We start from the raw sequence: 16,761 nt of genomic DNA, 5'->3' as shown, positions 1-16,761 counted from the left end.
ACGGAGGGATCCGTGTACGGCCTTTTACGGCTGCGGCGTTGCCGAGCGGTGGTTCTTCAGCTGCCGAAGGGCAGTGGTTCAGCGGTCGAGGAGCCGGTCGAACTGCGTGGTGGTGTGCCGCAGATGGGCTACCAGCTCGTCGCCGACCTTCGGCTCAGGGGCGTCCGACGGGACGAACAGGATCGAGACCTGCATGTGCGGTGGCTCCGCGAACCAGCGCTGCTTGCCGCCCCAGACGAACGGAGAAAGGTTCCGGTTGACCGTGGCGAGGCCGGCCCGGGCGACGCCCTTGGCACGCGGCATGACGCCGTGCAGGGCCTTGGGAGCCTCCAGGCCCACCCCGTGCGACGTACCGCCCGCGACGACCACCAGGAAGCCGTCCGAGGCCGCCTTCTGCTGCCGGTAGCCGAAGCGGTCGCCCTTGGAGACGTGCGTGACGTCCAGGACCGCGCCGCGGTACTCGGTGGCCTCGTGGTCCCCCAGCCACAGCCGGGTGCCGATGCGGGCGCGGAAGCGGGTCTGCGGGAACTGCTGCTGCAGGCGTGCGAGTTCCTCGGCCTTGAGGTGGCTGACGAACATCGTGTGCAGCGGCAGCCGGGCCGCACGCAGCCGGTCCATCCAGCCGATGACCTCCTCGACGGCGTCCGAGCCGTCGGTGCGGTCCAGCGGCAGATGGATGGCGAAGCCCTCCAGCCGGACATTCTCTATGGCGGCGTGCAGCTGGGGCAGGTCGCGCTCGTTCACGCCGTGCCGCTTCATCGAGGACATCACCTCGATGACGACCCGGGCGCCGACGAGGCCGTACACCCCGTCCACCGACGACACCGAGCGGATGACGCGATCGGGCAGCGGCACCGGCTCCTCGCCGCGCCGGTACGGCGTCAGCACCAGCAGGTCACCGCCGAAGTAGTCCTTGATGCGTGCGGCCTCGTACGTCGTGCCGACGGCGAGGACGTCCGAGCCCAGCCGCGTGGCCTCCTCCGCCAGCCGCTCGTGCCCGAACCCGTAGCCGTTGCCCTTGCAGACCGGGACGAGTCCTGGGAACTGCTCCTGCACGTGCTTGTGGTGCGCCCGCCAGCGCGCGGTGTCGACGTAGAGCGTGAGCGCCATGGCCGGACCTGGAACCTTTCTCGTGGCTGCGGTGTATCAGAGGTATGGAAGCTATTGCCGATGCAGCTGTTGACGGTATCGAAGCAGGGAAAGCGTGGTCAGCGACGCGACATGTAGATGTCGAGCGCCTTGTGGAGCAGTTTGTTCAGCGGGAAGTCCCACTCGCCGAGGTACTCCGCGGCCTGACCGCCCGTGCCCACCTTGAACTGGATCAGACCGAAGAGGTGGTCTGTCTCGTCCAGCGAGTCGGAGATGCCACGCAGGTCGTAGACGGTCGCGCCGAGTGCGTAGGCGTCGCGCAGCATCCGCCACTGCATCGCGTTCGAGGGCCTGACCTCACGGCCGATGTTGTCGGAGGCGCCGTAGGAGTACCAGACGTGGCCGCCGACGATCAGCATCGTCGCCGCCGACAGGTTCACACCCTCATGGCGGGCGAAGTACAGCCGCATGCGGTTCGGGTCCTCGTTGTTGAGGGCCGTCCACATGCGCTGGAAGTACGACAGCGGGCGCGGCCGGAAGTGGTCGCGCACGGCCGTGATCTCGTACAGCCGCTGCCACTCCTCAAGGTCCTGGTAGCCGCCCTGGACGACCTCGACGCCGGCCTTCTCGGCCTTCTTGATGTTGCGCCGCCACAGCTGGTTGAAGTTCTTGTGGACCTCTTCCAGGGAGCGGTTCGCCAGCGGCACCTGGTAGACGTAGCGCGGCTGGACGTCGCCGAAGCCGGCGCCACCGTCCTCGCCCTGCTGCCAGCCCATACGGCGCAGCTTGTCGGCCACCTCGAAGGCGCGCGGCTCGATGAAGTCGGCCTCGACGTCGCGCAGTCGCTTCACGTCCGGGTTCTGGATGCCCGCCTTGATGGAGGTGGCCTCCCAGCGCCGGATGATCACCGGCGGGCCCATCTTCACGGAGAAGGCACCCTGGTTCTTCAGATGCGCCAGCATCGGTTCCAGCCAGTCGGTCAGGTTTGGCGCGAACCAGTTGATGACCGGGCCCTCGGGCAGATAGGCGAGATAGCGCTTGATCTTGGGAAGCTGCCGGTAGAGGACGAGACCCGCGCCGACCAGCTCACCCGACTTGTCGAACCAACCGAGGCTCTCCGAGCGCCACTCCGCCTTCACGTCGGCCCAGGCCGGAACCTGCATGTGGCTCGCCGCTGGCAGGCTCTGGATGTACGCCAGATGCTGCTCGCGACTGATCGTCCTCAGGGTCAGGCTCATTCGGGGCGCTCCTCGGGCTGGTGTGTCCCCATGGGTACAGGGGCTCCGGCTCTCGCGCCGAAGCCTACTGCGCCTGCGGAGCGCCCCGGCTGGGCGTACAGCAGCTTCGCCCCGGCCTGTGGGCCGCCGAGGCGTTCGACGGTGTTCTATGTGCTGTTCTACCGGTGTGCGGAGGACAGCCTCCGAGGCCGGCTTGGGGAGGACGGTGCCCTTGGCGTCAGAAGACCCCGCCGAAGAGACCTCCGTGCGCCATGCCCAGGAAGAAGCCGACCGCCGAGGCGCCGAGACCGATGATCAGTCCGAAGCGCTCGCGGGTCGTCTCCGAGATCCACTGGCCGTACGCGCCGGTGAGGATGCCCACCAGGCCGGTCCAGGAGCTGAGCAGATGCAGGCTGTGGAACATAGCCGTGACGAAAGATGTGATGCCCAGCACCAGGGTCACCGCGAGCAGGGTGTCCTGGAGAGGGTGGGGCTTTCCGTCCGTGGCGAAGAGGCCTCCGACGGTGTTGGGTCGCAATGCTTGTGCCATAGGGCACCTCCTGCGAAAAGCGGCGCATCGTAGCGCCATACACACCCGATGTGTACAGATTGACGGGCTCCGTGGGCTGATTTCAACCGGAAGCACGTGTGCAGGTACTCTGTACCGTCTGCACCGGTGTCTGCCCAGGCCATGCCAGGGAGTTCGTCCAGTTCACGCAGGGGAACCGCCAGCCGGCCCCCGATTGTCAGTGGCGGCCGATACCGTTGCGTACGCATCACGACCCTCCTGCCACGGAACGACCGTGGCCGCTGAGTCCAAAGGAGGTGGGTTCCACATGCGTCACTACGAGGTGATGGTCATCCTCGACCCCGATCTGGAGGAGCGCGCTGTCGCCCCCCTGATCGAGAACTTCCTCTCCGTCGTCCGTGAGGGCAACGGCAAGGTCGAGAAGGTCGACACCTGGGGCCGTCGTCGTCTCTCGTACGAGATCAAGAAGAAGCCTGAGGGCATCTACTCGGTCATCGACCTGCAGGCCGAGCCTGCGGTCGTCAAGGAGCTCGACCGCCAGATGAACCTGAACGAGTCGGTCCTCCGGACCAAGGTCCTCCGCCCCGAGACCCACTGAGCGCCTCCGCTCAGCTGATCTCGGGATTCGAGTAGCAGCAACCAAGCAGCCAGAGCAAACCCGCCGAGAGGTTCCCCATGGCAGGCGAGACCGTCATCACGGTCGTCGGCAATCTTGTCGACGACCCCGAGCTGCGCTTCACCCCCTCCGGTGCGGCGGTCGCGAAGTTCCGTGTCGCGTCCACTCCCCGCACCTTCGACCGTCAGACGAATGAGTGGAAGGACGGCGAGAGCCTGTTCCTGACCTGCTCGGTCTGGCGTCAGGCGGCGGAGAACGTCGCCGAATCGCTCCAGCGAGGCATGCGCGTCATCGTGCAGGGCCGGCTGAAGCAGCGGTCCTACGAGGACCGTGAGGGCGTCAAGCGCACGGTCTACGAGCTGGACGTCGAGGAAGTCGGCGCCAGCCTGCGCAACGCCACGGCCAAGGTCACCAAGACCGCCGGCCGAGGTGGCCAGGGCGGTTACAGCGGCGGTGGCGGCCAGGGTGGTGGCGGCTGGGGTGGAAACTCCGGCGGCGGCCAGCAGGGCGGCGGTGCTCCTGCCGACGACCCGTGGGCGACCGGCGCTCCCGCCGGTGGCCAGCAGGGCGGCGGTGGCGGTGGCGGCGGCTGGGGTGGAAACTCCGGCGGCGGCCAGCAGGGCGGCGGCTACTCGGACGAGCCCCCCTTCTAGGCCTTCGGGCCCGGCCTCCGGGCCGGTCCGGGTCAAAGGGCGGGTCGTACCCAAACTTCTTGATCACACAGGAGAAACACCATGGCGAAGCCGCCTGTGCGCAAGCCGAAGAAAAAGGTCTGCGCTTTCTGCAAGGACAAGGTCACGTACGTGGACTACAAGGACACGAACATGCTGCGGAAGTTCATTTCCGACCGCGGCAAGATCCGTGCCCGCCGCGTGACCGGCAACTGCACGCAGCACCAGCGTGACGTCGCCACGGCCGTCAAGAACAGCCGTGAGATGGCGCTGCTGCCCTACACCTCCACCGCGCGATAAGGGAAGGGTGACCGACACATGAAGATCATCCTCACCCACGAGGTCTCCGGCCTCGGCGCCGCGGGCGACGTCGTGGACGTCAAGGACGGTTACGCTCGCAACTACCTCATCCCGCGGAAGTTCGCTATCCGCTGGACCAAGGGTGGCGAGAAGGACGTCGAGCAGATCCGTCGTGCTCGCAAGATCCACGAGATCCAGACCATCGAGCAGGCCAACGCTGTCAAGGCCCAGCTTGAGGGTGTGAAGGTCCGCCTGGCCGTCCGCTCCGGCGACGCCGGTCGTCTCTTCGGTTCCGTCACCCCGGCCGACATCGCCTCCGCGATCAAGGCTGCCGGTGGCCCCGAGGTCGACAAGCGCCGCATCGAGCTCGGCACGCCGATCAAGACCCTGGGCGCCCACGAGACGTCCGTGCGTCTGCACCCCGAGGTTGCCGCCAAGGTCAACATCGAGGTCATCGCGGCCTGATCGCCGCATCCGGCTTGAACAGCTGAACGAAGGGGCCGTACCCGCTGAGGTACGGCCCCTTCGCTGTGCAACCTGTGCAGAGGACGGATCGCGCCCGTTTCACGTGAAACAGCGTGTTTCACGTGAAACAGTCAGCGCGTCGCCCCCGTGACGATCCAGCGGCCCGAGCGAGAGCGTAGCCAGAGCGTCAGCATGCGCACCGCCATCATCAGTGTCATGGCCGCCCAGAGAGCGGTGAGGCCGCCGCCGAGCATGGGGACAAGTAGCGCGACCGGAGTGAACACTGCCAGGGTGAGGACCATCGCCCAGGCGAGGTAGGGCCCGTCGCCCGCTCCCATCAGAACGCCGTCCAGGACGAAGACGACGCCGCAGATCGGCTGGGAGAGTGCCACCACAAGGAGGGCGGGGAAGGCAGCGTCCTTGACGACTGAATCGCTGGTGAACAGCGGCAGGAAGAGGGGCCGGGCGATCACTACAAGCAGGCCGAGTACGACGCCCGCCGCGATGCCCCATTCCACCATGCGGCGGCAGGCTGCTCTGGCGCCCTCGGCGTCGTCGGCACCGAGATATCTGCCGATGATGGCTTGCCCAGCGATGGCGATGGCGTCCAGTGCGAAGGCGAGCAGGCTCCACAGCGACAGGATGATCTGGTGTGCGGCGATATCGGCGTCCCCGAGGCGGGCCGCGACGGCCGTGGCGATCATCAGGATCGCCCGCAGCGAGAGGGTGCGGACCAGCAGGGGTGCTCCGGCCTGTGCCGAGGCCCTTATTCCGGCGGCGTCAGGGCGCAGGGAGGCACCGTGCTTTCGGGCGCCCCTGACGACGACCACGAGATAGACCGAGGCCATGCCGCACTGGGCGATGACGGTGCCCCAGGCGGAACCCGCGATCCCGAGGTCGGCACCGTAGACGAGACCCACGTTGAGGACGGCGTTGGCGATGAAGCCGGCGATGGCGACATAGAGAGGTGTCTTGGTGTCCTGCAGGCCGCGAAGAACACCTGTGGCGGCGAGCACGATGAGCATGGCCGGTATGCCGAGCGCCGAGATTCGCAGATAGGTGGTTGCGTACGGGGCGGCGGTGTCCGAGGCGCCGAAGAGTTCGACGAGGGCCGGTGCGGTGGGCAGGACGACCGCGACGACGGTGGCGCCGAGGAGGAGGGCCAGCCAGATGCCGTCCATGCCTTGGCGGATGGCGGCTTGGAGGTCGCCGGCACCAACTCGTCGGGCTACGGCTGCCGTGGTGGCGTAGGCGAGGAAGACGAAGACGCTTACGGCCGTCATGAGAAGGGCCGAGGCGACTCCGAGACCGGCGAGCTGTGCGGTGCCGAGATGGCCGACGATGGCGCTGTCGGCCATGACGAAGAGGGGCTCGGCGACGAGTGCGCCGAAGGCCGGGACGGCCAGTGCCACGATCTCTCGGTCGTGCTGTCGTCGGGCGGCCTTGGGGGTCGCGGGAGCCTGTGTCATGGCCACCAATCTAATCGTCCACAGGTAAGAGATGCAATCGCGTTGTGACCCTTACCTATCGTCTCTTGGTGTGCGCTTCTGTGCACCGTTCGAAGCGATCTTGGTCCGACTGAGGAAGTTTTTCTTCTACACAGCCGGTGGATGGTAGATGCGCAGGTCAAAGGCGGTGTCCGCGAATTGCGTGATGCTTGTTCACAGGGCTGTCCACCGTGTCGTGCACAGGTTTTGCGGAGTTCTCCACAGCATCAGGGCCGTCGTCCACATGGCCTGTGGATAACCAGATTGGCTGACGGTGCCCGCGGGCCTACCGTGGTCCGGCGCCCACTCCGTCTGTCGGCCGTGAAAGCGTCACAAAGCCGACGTGCCAGAACCGGAGTTGGGCCTCTTATTTGTCAGTGGCGTGCCGTAGAACTGAGGGGCACGGCGAAGGTCCGCTCGGCGGACGGGAGGAGGTGGCTCGGTGAGTATTTCCGAGCCCTTGGACGACCCGTGGGCCGACAGTGGTCCCAGTGATCGTCTGCCTGCCTCCCGCCGACGTGGCGACGGTGGCCGGGGCCGTGACGAGCAGCATGATCGCGGCCGGGACAACGGGGAGTGGGAAGGCGGCGGTTCGGCCTTCGAGCGGGTACCCCCGCAGGACCTCGACGCCGAGCAGTCCGTCCTCGGCGGCATGCTGCTGTCCAAGGACGCCATCGCCGATGTCGTCGAGGTCATCAAGGGCCACGACTTCTACAAGCCCGCGCACGAGACGATCTTCCAGGCGATCCTAGACGTCTACGCCAAGGGCGAGCCGGCCGACCCCATCACCATTGCCGCCGAGCTCACCAAGCGCGGCGAGATCAACAAGGTCGGCGGCGCCTCGTATCTCCACACCCTCGTTCAGACGGTGCCGACGGCGGCGAACGCCGAGTACTACGCCGAGATCGTCCACGAGCGCGCGGTGCTGCGCCGCCTGGTTGAGGCCGGCACCCGCATCACTCAGATGGGATACGCGGCCGACGACGACGTCGACGAGATCGTCAACCGTGCCCAAGCCGAGATTTACGCGGTCACTGAGCAGCGCACCAGCGAGGACTATCTGCCGCTCGGCGACATCATGGAGGGCGCGCTCGACGAGATCGAGGCGATCGGCTCCCGCTCCGGCGAGATGACCGGTGTCCCCACGGGGTTCACCGACTTCGACTCGCTCACCAACGGCCTGCACCCGGGTCAGATGATCGTCATTGCCGCCCGTCCCGCGATGGGTAAGTCCACGCTCGCGCTGGACTTCGCCCGGGCCGCGTCGATCAAGCACAACCTTCCGAGCGTCATCTTCTCCCTCGAAATGGGGCGCAACGAGATCGCGATGCGTCTGCTGTCGGCTGAGGCTCGCGTGGCCCTGCACCACATGCGTTCCGGCACCATGACGGACGAGGACTGGACGCGTCTGGCGCGGCGGATGCCCGAGGTCTCGGCGGCGCCGCTCTACATCGACGACTCCCCGAACCTGTCGATGATGGAGATCCGAGCGAAATGCCGTCGGCTGAAGCAGCGCAATGACATCAAGCTCGTGATCATCGACTATCTGCAGCTGATGCAGGCCGGTGGTTCGAAGCGTTCCGAGAGCCGTCAGCAGGAGGTCTCGGACATGTCCCGTAACCTCAAGCTCCTGGCGAAGGAGCTTGAGGTCCCGGTCATCGCGCTTTCGCAGCTCAACCGTGGTCCCGAGCAGCGTACGGACAAGAAGCCGATGGTGTCCGACCTGCGTGAGTCGGGCTCCATCGAGCAGGACGCCGACATGGTCATCCTGCTGCACCGCGAGGACGCCTACGAGAAGGAGTCGCCCCGCGCGGGCGAGGCGGACATCATCGTGGGCAAGCACCGTAATGGCCCGACGGCGACGATCACGGTCGCTTTCCAGGGCCACTACTCACGATTCGTGGACATGGCGCAGACCTGATCCGCCTTCTCGGGGGATATGCGCTCGACTCCTGAGAGGCCGCCGGGGTGGACTGGGGGCATGACGACATCTCAGGATGAGCTGCTTCCCACCACACGCCGGGCGCTGCTGCACCGGATCGCCGTGGCCCAGGCCGAAGGGCGCGCGCCCTCTCTGGTTGCCGCAGTCGTGCGGGGCGGGCGGGCCGTGTGGCACGGCTCGCGCACTTCGGTGGACGGGCATGGGCCGGACGAGCATGTGCAGTACCGGATCGGCTCGATCACCAAGACCTTCACCGCTGTTCTCGTCCTGCGGCTGCGGGACGAGGGCCTGCTCGACCTTGGCGACCCGCTGGAGAAGCACCTGCCGGAGACCGGCGTGGGGGAGGCGACCATCGCCGAACTGCTTGCGCACACCAGTGGGTTGGCGGCGGAGTCGCCCGCGCCGTGGTGGGAGCGGAGCCCCGCGTCACTGCGGCCCGAGCTCTCCGATGTCCTGGGCGACCAGCCCTTCCTGCATCCCTCCGGCCGACGGTTCCACTACTCGAACCCCGGTTACACACTGCTGGGTGCGCTGGTGGAGAAGCTGCGTGGGGCTCCATGGGAGGACGTACTCCGGCGTGAAGTGCTCGAACCCCTGGGCCTGAAGCGTACGAGTTCACGACCACAGGCGCCGCACGCCGGAGGCTGGGCGGTGCATCCCTGGGCCGATGCGATGCTCCCCGAGTCGGTCGAGGATCTCGGACTGATGGCGCCGGCCGGTCAACTGTGGTCGACGACAGGTGACTTGGCGCGGTTCGCTGTCTTCCTGGCGCAGGGAGACGACCGGGTGCTGAGTCCGGCAACCGTACGGGAGATGCGTACACCTGCGGCGCCGCCCGAGGCGGCCGATGTGGTGGACGGTGCGGCGTACGGCCTCGGCATGCAGGTCCAGCGTCGGGACGGACGGCTTCTCGTGGGGCACGGTGGGTCGCTGCCGGGCTTCCTGGCGAGTCTGACCATCAGCGTGGAGGACGATGTGGCCGCCGTGGTGCTGGCCAACTGCACCTCCGGTCTGCTGGTCTCCCTGGTCGCTGCCGACCTCGTCCGCATCGTCGCGGAGGCCGAGCCACGGATCCCCGAACCCTGGCGACCGATGACCGAAGTCGACCCGGCGGTCCTTGAGCTGGCGGGCCAGTGGTACTGGGGGACGCACGCATTCGCCCTGCGGCTGACCGCAGATGGACTCGTCTCGCTGGAGCCGCTGTCCGGGAAGGGGCGCCGCTCGCGGTTCCGAGCAAACGGCGACGGCACATGGACCGGCTTGGAGGGCTACTACGCGGGCGAGCTCCTGAAGGCCGTACGACGCCCGGACGGAGCCGTGGACCATCTGGACCTCGGGTCGTTCGTCTTCACGCGTCAGCCGTACGAGGAGGGGGCTGCTGTGCCGGGCGGTGTGGATCCCGACGGGTGGCGGGGCAGCGGTTCGTTCTGACGGTGCGACGGGCGCTGTTTCACGTGAAACAGCGCCCGCTGTGTCACAGCGGGAGCTTGAAGCCCACGTGCGAGGCCGTGAAGCCGAGCCGCTCATAGAAGCGGTGGGCATCCGTACGTGTCTTGTCGGAGGTCAGCTGTACCAATTGGCAGTTCTGGCGCTTGGATTCGGCGATCGCCCACTCGATGAGTTGGGTACCGAGCCCGCTGCCTCGTTCGTCGGCGTGAACGCGTACGGCTTCGATGATCGACCTGGTGGAGCCCTGTCGGGACAGCCCGGGAATGACCGTGAGCTGGAGTGTGCCGACGACGCGGCCCTCGCGGACTGCGACGACCAGGTGCTGGTTCGGGTCGCTGCTGAGCCGCTTGAGCGCGGCCAGGTAGGGGGTCAGGTCGTTCAGTGACTCACGCTGGGCGCCCAATGGATCGTCCGCGAGCATGGCGACGATCGCGGGAATGTCATCGGCGATGGCGGGTCGTACTTCAAGATCTCCCATGTCGGCACTCTATGTGGACGCCGGAAGTGACTCCACGACCCGTACCAGTGGGGCCAGCTCCGGACTCTTGGCTGCCGTGTCGAGGGCCTCACGCAGGGCCGTGTCGTTGGTGGGGCGTGCCTCTGTGAGGAGCTTCAGGCCTGCTTCGGTGACGTTGGTGTAGATGCCGCGGCGGTCGGTGGGGCACAGGTAGCGGGCGAGCAGGCCGCGGTCCTCCAGGCGCGTGACGAGCCGGGTGGTGGCGCTCTGGCTGAGGACGACCGCGTCGGCGACCTGCTTCATCTGCAGGTGGCCGCCCTCGCCGTCGTGCTGTCGGCTGAGCACGTCCAGCAGCGAGTACTCGCGCACGCTCAGGTCGTGCCCGGCCTGCAGAGCGCGCTCGATGTGCGCCTCGATCCTGCCGTGCAGCAGGGAGAGGGCGCACCAGCCCTGGGCGAGGGCGGTGAGTGCGGGGTCCGTGGCGGTCATCTTGTTCCTCCGTCCCGGAGCAGCTGGAAGTCAGGGTAGAGCAGGATCGCAATAGACCTCGCTTGCAAGTATCACGCGTCTGCAAGTATTGTCTTCGAATGTAAAGCGCTCCTGCAATCTTTTGGAAGGTGTCCCCCTCCATGCCTCTCGCGCTTCTGGCCCTCGCGATCGGGGCCTTCGGAATCGGAACGACCGAGTTCGTGATCATGGGCCTGCTGCCCGAGGTCGCGGGCGACTTCGGCGTCTCCATCCCCACCGCCGGGCTGCTGGTGACCGGCTACGCACTCGGCGTGGTCCTCGGCGCACCCCTGATGACCGTGCTCGGCACCAAGGTGTCCCGCAAGCGGATGCTGATGCTGCTGATGGGACTCTTCATCGTCGGCAACCTGCTGTCCGCCCTCGCCCCCACGTTCGCCGCCATGCTGATCGGCCGTGTCGTCGCCTCGCTCGCCCACGGTGCCTTCTTCGGCATCGGCTCGGTCGTGGCGGCCGACCTGGTCGCTCCGGACAAGAAGGCCGGAGCCATCGCGATGATGTTCACCGGGCTGACGGTCGCCAACGTCGTCGGCGTCCCGCTGGGTACGTTCGTCGGGCAGTCCGCCGGCTGGCGCGTCACCTTCGGCATCGTCGCCGCCCTCGGCGTCGTCGGCCTGGTCGGCATCGCCAAGCTCGTCCCCGACATGCCCAGGGCTGAAGGCGCACGGCTGCGCCATGAGCTGGCCGCGTTCAAGAACGCCCAGGTCCTGCTCGCCATGGCGATGACAGTCCTCGGCTTCGGCGGCGTCTTCGCGGCCATCACCTACATCGCGCCGATGATGACCCATGTCGCCGGCTTCGCCGACGGCTCCGTGACTTGGCTGCTGGTCCTCTTCGGGCTCGGCATGGTCGGCGGCAACCTGATCGGCGGCAAGTACGCCGACCGCGCGCTGATGCCCATGCTGTACGTCTCCCTGGGCGCCCTGGCCGTTGTGCTCGCGCTCTTCACGTTCACCGCGCACAACAAGCTCCTCGCGGCCGTCACCATCGCGCTGATCGGCGCCCTGGGCTTCGCCACCGTCCCTCCGCTGCAGAAGCGTGTCCTCGACCAGGCACACGGCGCCCCGACGCTGGCCTCGGCCGTGAACATCGGCGCCTTCAACCTGGGCAACGCCCTCTCGGCCTGGCTCGGCGGCCTCGTCATCGCGGCCGGCTTCGGCTACACCTCCCCCAACTGGGTCGGCGCCGCCCTCGCCGCGGCCGCGCTGCTGCTCGCGTTCCTGTCGGCCGTACTGGAGCGCCGCGACGGAGCAGCCCCCGGCACCGTCGTCACGGGCACAGCGTCAGTCGAGCAGCGAGCCGCCGTACACCACTGAGCCAACCCAGGTGCGGGGTCAGGGCCGCCCTCGGCACAAGCCGCCCCGTGATAGCCCCTCTCAGCACCCACACCGTTCCACCTCAGCACCACGCCGCAAGGAGACCCCCTCATGAGCACCACCAACGCCGTCGCCCCGCTGACCACGCAGGATGCCGACGTACTCGTCGCAGCTGCCCACCAGGCCGCCGAGGCCGCCGGAGTGGACGTCAGCGTCACGGTCCTGGATGCCGGAGGCCATCTGCTCGCCTTCCGGCGCGACGACCGCGCGGTCCTGATCGCCGGGGAGACCAGCACCCGCAAGGCGTACACGGCACTCCAGCTCGACGCCCCTACCGCCGAGCTCGTCGACGCCGTACAGCCTGGTGGCCCCTTCCACACCCTGCCCACCGCGCTCGACCGACCGCTGCTCTTCATCGCAGGGGGCGTGCCGGTCCATCGGGACGGTCGGCTGATCGGGGCGATCGGGGTCGGCGGCGGCGCGCCGGAGCAGGATCACCAGTTCGCTACCGCCGCGATCGATGCTCTCGTCTGACAGCGCCTCCCTGTCGACGACGAAACGCCGGTTCCCAAAGGGGGACCGGCGTTACCCATGGGTGTCGCGACCCGTAGCTGAGTGCCTCAGCCGGCTGCCACCGTCAGTGGAGCGAAACGCCGGGTCCAGTCGCCCGGCAGTTCCGAGATGCCGTACGTCATGACCGCGTTGAAGGCGATGGAGGCCAGGCCGCGCTCCTTCGCCCAGGCGAGAAGCTCCTCATGGCGCACGTCGATGTCGGTGCGCAACGGGCGGTCGGTGTGGGCGGCGAGGGAGGTGATGAGGGCCTTCGCGGTCTCCGTGTCACGGGCGATCAGCGGGCCCACGACCTGCGTACTCATGTTGGGCCAGGCACCCGCGTATCCGATGATCCTGCCGTTCTCCTCGGCGACGCGCAGCTGGTCGGTGAATGCGGGCAACCGCGTGATGATGTGCGTGCGGTCGGCGCCGAACACCTCTTCATCCAGCCGGAGGATCGTGGTGAGGTCCTCGGCGGTGGCTGCCCGTGTGGAGACCTCGGGTGTCGATGCGCCGGGCTTGAAGTGCCCGCTCAGCATCTCTGCCCGGCCGGTGGCCTTGAAGCCGAGTTCCTCGTAGAGAGGGCGCCCCTTCGGCGTCGCGTGCAGTGTCAGCGGGGTCGTCCCCATCGCGGAGATGACGTGGTGCATCAGTCGGCGTCCGATCCCTCGGCGGGCATGCCGCTCGGCCACCAGGACCATGCCGATGGCCCCGAAGTCGGGTCGGTCCAGAGGCCCGTAGGTCGTGACAACGCAGGCGCTGACCAGGCCGCCGTCGGGGTCGTCGATGCCGTAGCCCTTCCCGGCTGTGAGGAGGAATCCCCACTTGTGTTCCTCGCGGGGCCAACCCCGGTCCTCGGACAAGTCGGCGCAGGCGGTGAGGTCGCGAACCGTCAGACGGCGGATGGGCAGAGCGGCGAGGAAAGGAGTCGGCACGCAGGTCAGGCTGTCTGACGACTGCCCTGGTCGTCCAGCTGTTTCCGGGGAGACGTACGAGCTTTTGGCCATGTCATGGCCGACCGCACAGCGTGCCGAGTGACGCCGGGTGTTTCACGTGAAACGTGGACGAACGGCGGGCGTCCGTCAGGAGAGCGTCCATCGGTGGCCGCGAAGGGAGTTCGGCGAGCGTTCGCCGAGCCAAATGGCATTCGCCGAGACAAGTGGCGCTCGCCGAGATAAGTGACGTTCGCCCGACCATGTGGCGATCACGGAGGCATGGGGGCTCCGCCGATTTCCTTCGATCGACGCCCGGCCCAGTGGTTCCCGATCTCCGCCCAAGGGAGCGACAGTGCCTCGCATTAGCCTCATGCCTCATGGCGAGACTTCATCTCTTCGACCTCGACGGCACGCTCCTGCACGGAACATCCGCCCCCGTGGAGATATCACGGCAACTCGGGCTGGAAGCGGAGACCGTGGCACTCGACCGGGAGATCTCGGCGGGGTTGATCGGGCCTCCGGAGTATGCGACGCGGGTGCACGCACTCTGGGCGGATCTCACCGAGGCCCATGTGACGACCGCTTTCGAGGGTGCTCCCTGGCTGGCCCGGATCCGTGACGTCTGGGAGGAGATCAGGGGACAGGGCGACTACTGCGCCGTCGTATCGCTCTCGCCCTCCTTCTTCGTGGAGCGGCTGACGGCTTGGGGCGCGCATGCGGCGTACGGTTCCCGTTTTCCAGCCGTGCCGTTCACGGAGCCCGTCGACCCGGCGGGAGTGCTCAGTGCCCCGGCCAAGGTCCGCATCGCCGACCGGCTCTGCGATGAGTTCGGGGTGACCCGTGCCGACTGTGTCGCCTATGGCGACTCGCTGTCGGACAAGGACCTGTTCGGTGCCGTCCCCGTTTCCGTCGCGGTCAACGCGGACCGTCATCTGGCCGGACTCGCGACCCACTCTTATATGGGGATGGATCTGTGGGAAGCCTATGAATTGGTGTGCAGCAGTCGGTAATCGAAGGAATTGCCCGTTCGCCTCCTCGCCCCATTAGTGAGAGAGCCAGGGGGGACTTGTGATCGGGGCGTCGGCCGGTAGGGTCGACTCCGGTTCGTGTCCGAGCTGTGATGCAGGCTCCCGGCGTGGAGCGAACGCAAGGCAACGCAGCCTAACGGGACGGAGAGATCGAAGACCCGCATTCTCGGGTATGGGGCCGAGGCGCCCATGCGCGGTGGGATGCTGCGGTGAGGGTGCTGCGGCCAATGTCACACTCTCGCCTTACTTGTCCGTACTGGGTACGAATGCGGGTTGAATGTGGCCTCCTTGGCCACGGCAACGAACGGGGAAAACAAGCCGCGCGGGGGAAGCAGGCACCTTCCGACTGAGGAAGTGCGCAGACCGACCGAAAGATGTTCGAGGCGAGGCACACCATGGACGCTCCGACCACCACGTCGGCCGACAACGGCACTTCCGGCGGCGGGGGCGGCTGGTTCATCCCGCGCAAGAAGCCGGCGACCGCCACTCCGGGCACCGAACAGGAGACGGCCGAGGGCCGCCGACTGACCGCGATGCGCCCGGTCGGCAGGACGGCGACGGGCACCGGCACGGCCCCGTCGGCCCAGGGGGACAGCACACAGACCGCCACGACGGACGGCCCGGCAGAGACGAACCTCGCGGACGACGGCTCCGGCCCCGGACCCGCCACATCGCATCCCGCCGCCCACCCCGCCCCGGAACCAGGCGCACCAGCAGCGATAGCGCCCCCCGCTCCGCCTGCCCCGAGTCACGTGGTTCCACCGTCGGCTCCTGCCCCGCCTGCCCCGAGTCACGTGGCTCCACCCCCGGCTCCCGCCCCGCCCGCCCCCAGCCACATGGCGCCTCCGCCGCCCCCCACCCCCGCTCCAGGCCAAGAGCTTCCCGCCTTCGCCGAGATACCGAGCCAGGAGCCCCTGGCCACGGCCCAGGCCACCACCGCGCGCCCCGCGATGTCGGGCCTCGCCTCGATGCCCCCGCCGTCCCCCCAACTGAGCGTTCCGGCCCAGCGCCCCGCCCCGGCCCAGCCCGCCTCCCCGGACGCCATGCTGATCCGCCGGACGATGGCCGAGGTCGGCCCCGTGGCCGACAAGGTCACCTCGTACTTCTACGCGCTGCTCTTCGTACGCCATCCCGACCTGCGCTCCCTGTTCCCGGCCGCGATGGACACCCAGCGCGACCGGCTGCTCAAGGCCCTGCTCACCGCCGCCGAGCACATCGACAACAAGCCCGTCCTTGTCGAGTACCTGCAGAACCTCGGCCGCGGCCACCGCAAGTACGGCACGCGGGCCGAGCACTACCCGGCCGTCGGTGAATGCCTCATCGGCTCGCTGAGCAAGTACGCCGCCGGCGTCTGGGACGGGGAGATGGAAGCCGCCTGGGTCCGGGCGTACACGACGATCTCGCAGGTCATGATCGACGCTGCCGCGGCGGACGAACTGCGCGCCCCCGCCTGGTGGTACGCGGAGGTCGTGTCGCACGAACTCAGGACCTCGGACATCGCGGTCCTCACCGTCCGCCCCGACCAGCCCTACCCCTTCCTCGCCGGGCAGTACACGAGCCTGGAGACGCCCTGGTGGCCCAGGATCTGGCGGCACTACTCCTTCGCCTCCGCGCCCCGCTCGGACGGCCTGCTGACGTTCCATGTGAAGGCCGTGCCCGCGGGCTGGGTCTCCAACGCGCTGGTGCACCGCGCCCGGCCGGGGGACATCGTCCGGCTCGGCCCGCCGGCCGGTTCGATGACCGTCGACCACACCACGGACAGCGGTCTGCTCTGCCTGGGCGGAGGCACCGGTATAGCGCCCATCAAGGCACTGGTCGAGGACGTCGCCGAGCACGGTGAACGGCGGCCGGTCGAGGTCTTCTACGGTGCCCGCACCAATCAGGACCTGTACGACATCGACACGATGCTCAGGCTCCAGCAGTCCCACCCGTGGCTGGAGGTCCGCCCCGTGGTGGACCAGCACGGACTGCTCCAGCTTCCGCACGCCATACGGGAGTTCGGGCCCTGGATCGAGTACGACGTCTATGTCTCCGGACCGCCCGGCATGATCCGCAGCGGGGTGGACGCGCTGAGGGACATCGGCATCCCGACCGATCGCATACGCCATGACTCGGTGGAGGAACTCGCCCCCACCGGGAGCTGACGAGCTCTTGCCGCAGCCGCAGCCGCAGCCGCAGCCGCA

At 67.9% G+C, this 16,761-nt stretch carries 17 protein-coding genes; 10 read left to right on the top strand and 7 right to left on the bottom strand.

Annotated features, from left to right (window positions below):
* Positions 1–78: 78 nt before the first annotated feature.
* The 3 genes from POF73_RS16360 to POF73_RS16350 form a co-directional block, all read right to left on the bottom strand.
* Positions 79–1,110, bottom strand: coding sequence for an alanine racemase (locus POF73_RS16360; protein WP_272115754.1), 1,032 nt, complete (start codon positions 1,108–1,110; stop codon positions 79–81).
* Between the two features lie 98 nt (positions 1,111–1,208).
* The gene (gene femX / locus POF73_RS16355; RefSeq protein WP_272115752.1) at positions 1,209–2,327 is read right to left on the bottom strand and encodes a peptidoglycan bridge formation glycyltransferase FemX; all 1,119 of its coding nucleotides are present in this window, start codon (positions 2,325–2,327) and stop codon (positions 1,209–1,211) included.
* Positions 2,328–2,544: 217 nt separating this feature from the next.
* The gene (locus tag POF73_RS16350) at positions 2,545–2,856 is read right to left on the bottom strand and encodes a hypothetical protein (RefSeq protein ID WP_272115749.1); all 312 of its coding nucleotides are present in this window, start codon (positions 2,854–2,856) and stop codon (positions 2,545–2,547) included.
* A gap of 286 nt (positions 2,857–3,142) precedes the next feature.
* Between POF73_RS16350 and rpsF the strand changes: the two genes are divergently transcribed.
* The 4 genes from rpsF to rplI all read left to right on the top strand — a co-directional run bounded on the left by rpsF (position 3,143) and on the right by rplI (position 4,887).
* Positions 3,143–3,433, top strand: a complete 291-nt coding sequence (gene rpsF, locus POF73_RS16345; protein ID WP_005482942.1) for a 30S ribosomal protein S6 — start codon at positions 3,143–3,145, stop codon at positions 3,431–3,433.
* A 77-nt stretch (positions 3,434–3,510) separates the two neighbouring features.
* Positions 3,511–4,104, top strand: a complete 594-nt coding sequence (locus POF73_RS16340) for a single-stranded DNA-binding protein (protein WP_272115739.1) — start codon at positions 3,511–3,513, stop codon at positions 4,102–4,104.
* An 81-nt stretch (positions 4,105–4,185) separates the two neighbouring features.
* Complete coding sequence (rpsR, locus tag POF73_RS16335; RefSeq protein ID WP_003949403.1) at positions 4,186–4,422, top strand: 30S ribosomal protein S18; 237 nt, start codon at positions 4,186–4,188, stop codon at positions 4,420–4,422.
* 18 nt (positions 4,423–4,440) lie between these two features.
* Positions 4,441–4,887: a 50S ribosomal protein L9 gene (gene rplI / locus POF73_RS16330; RefSeq protein WP_272115611.1), complete on the top strand. Its 447-nt coding sequence runs from the start codon at positions 4,441–4,443 to the stop codon at positions 4,885–4,887.
* A gap of 131 nt (positions 4,888–5,018) precedes the next feature.
* Here rplI and POF73_RS16325 read toward each other — a convergent pair whose 3' ends face one another.
* Complete coding sequence (locus POF73_RS16325) at positions 5,019–6,365, bottom strand: MATE family efflux transporter (RefSeq protein ID WP_443049527.1); 1,347 nt, start codon at positions 6,363–6,365, stop codon at positions 5,019–5,021.
* Between the two features lie 451 nt (positions 6,366–6,816).
* On the opposite strand from POF73_RS16325, the gene dnaB reads away from it, so the two are divergent.
* Together dnaB and POF73_RS16315 are read left to right on the top strand one after the other, a co-directional pair.
* Positions 6,817–8,295 (top strand): replicative DNA helicase, encoded by a 1,479-nt coding sequence (gene dnaB, locus POF73_RS16320; RefSeq protein WP_272115608.1) that lies wholly within the window; start codon positions 6,817–6,819, stop codon positions 8,293–8,295.
* A 60-nt stretch (positions 8,296–8,355) separates the two neighbouring features.
* Positions 8,356–9,747 carry a serine hydrolase domain-containing protein gene (locus POF73_RS16315; protein WP_272115606.1) on the top strand — a complete coding sequence of 464 codons (1,392 nt, stop codon included), beginning with the start codon at positions 8,356–8,358 and terminating at the stop codon, positions 9,745–9,747.
* Between the two features lie 43 nt (positions 9,748–9,790).
* Here the strand turns inward: POF73_RS16315 and POF73_RS16310 are convergent, their stop codons facing one another.
* Positions 9,791–10,243 (bottom strand): GNAT family N-acetyltransferase, encoded by a 453-nt coding sequence (locus tag POF73_RS16310; protein ID WP_272115604.1) that lies wholly within the window; start codon positions 10,241–10,243, stop codon positions 9,791–9,793.
* Positions 10,244–10,252: 9 nt separating this feature from the next.
* A complete protein-coding gene (locus POF73_RS16305; RefSeq protein WP_272115602.1) occupies positions 10,253–10,711 on the bottom strand; it encodes a MarR family winged helix-turn-helix transcriptional regulator in 459 nt (152 codons plus the stop codon).
* 140 nt (positions 10,712–10,851) lie between these two features.
* Here POF73_RS16305 and POF73_RS16300 point away from each other — a divergent pair, with 140 nt between their 5' ends.
* Both POF73_RS16300 and POF73_RS16295 read left to right on the top strand, forming a co-directional pair.
* Positions 10,852–12,063, top strand: a complete 1,212-nt coding sequence (locus POF73_RS16300) for an MFS transporter (RefSeq protein WP_272115600.1) — start codon at positions 10,852–10,854, stop codon at positions 12,061–12,063.
* A 111-nt stretch (positions 12,064–12,174) separates the two neighbouring features.
* Positions 12,175–12,597: a GlcG/HbpS family heme-binding protein gene (locus tag POF73_RS16295; RefSeq protein WP_272115598.1), complete on the top strand. Its 423-nt coding sequence runs from the start codon at positions 12,175–12,177 to the stop codon at positions 12,595–12,597.
* Between the two features lie 86 nt (positions 12,598–12,683).
* Here POF73_RS16295 and POF73_RS16290 read toward each other — a convergent pair whose 3' ends face one another.
* Positions 12,684–13,550, bottom strand: a complete 867-nt coding sequence (locus POF73_RS16290) for a GNAT family N-acetyltransferase (protein WP_272115596.1) — start codon at positions 13,548–13,550, stop codon at positions 12,684–12,686.
* A gap of 377 nt (positions 13,551–13,927) precedes the next feature.
* Here POF73_RS16290 and POF73_RS16285 point away from each other — a divergent pair, with 377 nt between their 5' ends.
* Entirely contained in the window at positions 13,928–14,560 is a 633-nt protein-coding gene (locus POF73_RS16285; RefSeq protein WP_272115594.1) for an HAD family hydrolase, read from the top strand.
* 413 nt (positions 14,561–14,973) lie between these two features.
* The gene (locus tag POF73_RS16280) at positions 14,974–16,722 is read left to right on the top strand and encodes a globin domain-containing protein (protein ID WP_272115592.1); all 1,749 of its coding nucleotides are present in this window, start codon (positions 14,974–14,976) and stop codon (positions 16,720–16,722) included.
* The last annotated feature ends 39 nt before the right edge of the window (positions 16,723–16,761 follow it).

This window comes from Streptomyces sp. HD (genome assembly GCF_028369295.1).
Classification (GTDB): Bacteria; Actinomycetota; Actinomycetes; order Streptomycetales; family Streptomycetaceae; genus Streptomyces.
The sequence above is the reverse complement of the archived record's forward strand: the minus strand, read 5'-3'. Positions and strand labels throughout refer to the sequence as shown.

What these genes read in the sequence shown, in the direction of transcription:
- POF73_RS16360 (WP_272115754.1), bottom strand. Translation starts at nt 1,110, where the DNA reads ATGGCGCTCACGCTCTACGTCGACACCGCGCGCTGGCGGGCGCACCAC.
- femX (WP_272115752.1), bottom strand. Translation starts at nt 2,327, where the DNA reads ATGAGCCTGACCCTGAGGACGATCAGTCGCGAGCAGCATCTGGCGTAC.
- POF73_RS16350 (WP_272115749.1), bottom strand. Translation starts at nt 2,856, where the DNA reads ATGGCACAAGCATTGCGACCCAACACCGTCGGAGGCCTCTTCGCCACG.
- rpsF (WP_005482942.1), top strand. Translation starts at nt 3,143, where the DNA reads ATGCGTCACTACGAGGTGATGGTCATCCTCGACCCCGATCTGGAGGAG.
- POF73_RS16340 (WP_272115739.1), top strand. Translation starts at nt 3,511, where the DNA reads ATGGCAGGCGAGACCGTCATCACGGTCGTCGGCAATCTTGTCGACGAC.
- rpsR (WP_003949403.1), top strand. Translation starts at nt 4,186, where the DNA reads ATGGCGAAGCCGCCTGTGCGCAAGCCGAAGAAAAAGGTCTGCGCTTTC.
- rplI (WP_272115611.1), top strand. Translation starts at nt 4,441, where the DNA reads ATGAAGATCATCCTCACCCACGAGGTCTCCGGCCTCGGCGCCGCGGGC.
- POF73_RS16315 (WP_272115606.1), top strand. Translation starts at nt 8,356, where the DNA reads ATGACGACATCTCAGGATGAGCTGCTTCCCACCACACGCCGGGCGCTG.
- POF73_RS16310 (WP_272115604.1), bottom strand. Translation starts at nt 10,243, where the DNA reads ATGGGAGATCTTGAAGTACGACCCGCCATCGCCGATGACATTCCCGCG.
- POF73_RS16305 (WP_272115602.1), bottom strand. Translation starts at nt 10,711, where the DNA reads ATGACCGCCACGGACCCCGCACTCACCGCCCTCGCCCAGGGCTGGTGC.
- POF73_RS16300 (WP_272115600.1), top strand. Translation starts at nt 10,852, where the DNA reads ATGCCTCTCGCGCTTCTGGCCCTCGCGATCGGGGCCTTCGGAATCGGA.
- POF73_RS16295 (WP_272115598.1), top strand. Translation starts at nt 12,175, where the DNA reads ATGAGCACCACCAACGCCGTCGCCCCGCTGACCACGCAGGATGCCGAC.
- POF73_RS16285 (WP_272115594.1), top strand. Translation starts at nt 13,928, where the DNA reads ATGGCGAGACTTCATCTCTTCGACCTCGACGGCACGCTCCTGCACGGA.
- POF73_RS16280 (WP_272115592.1), top strand. Translation starts at nt 14,974, where the DNA reads ATGGACGCTCCGACCACCACGTCGGCCGACAACGGCACTTCCGGCGGC.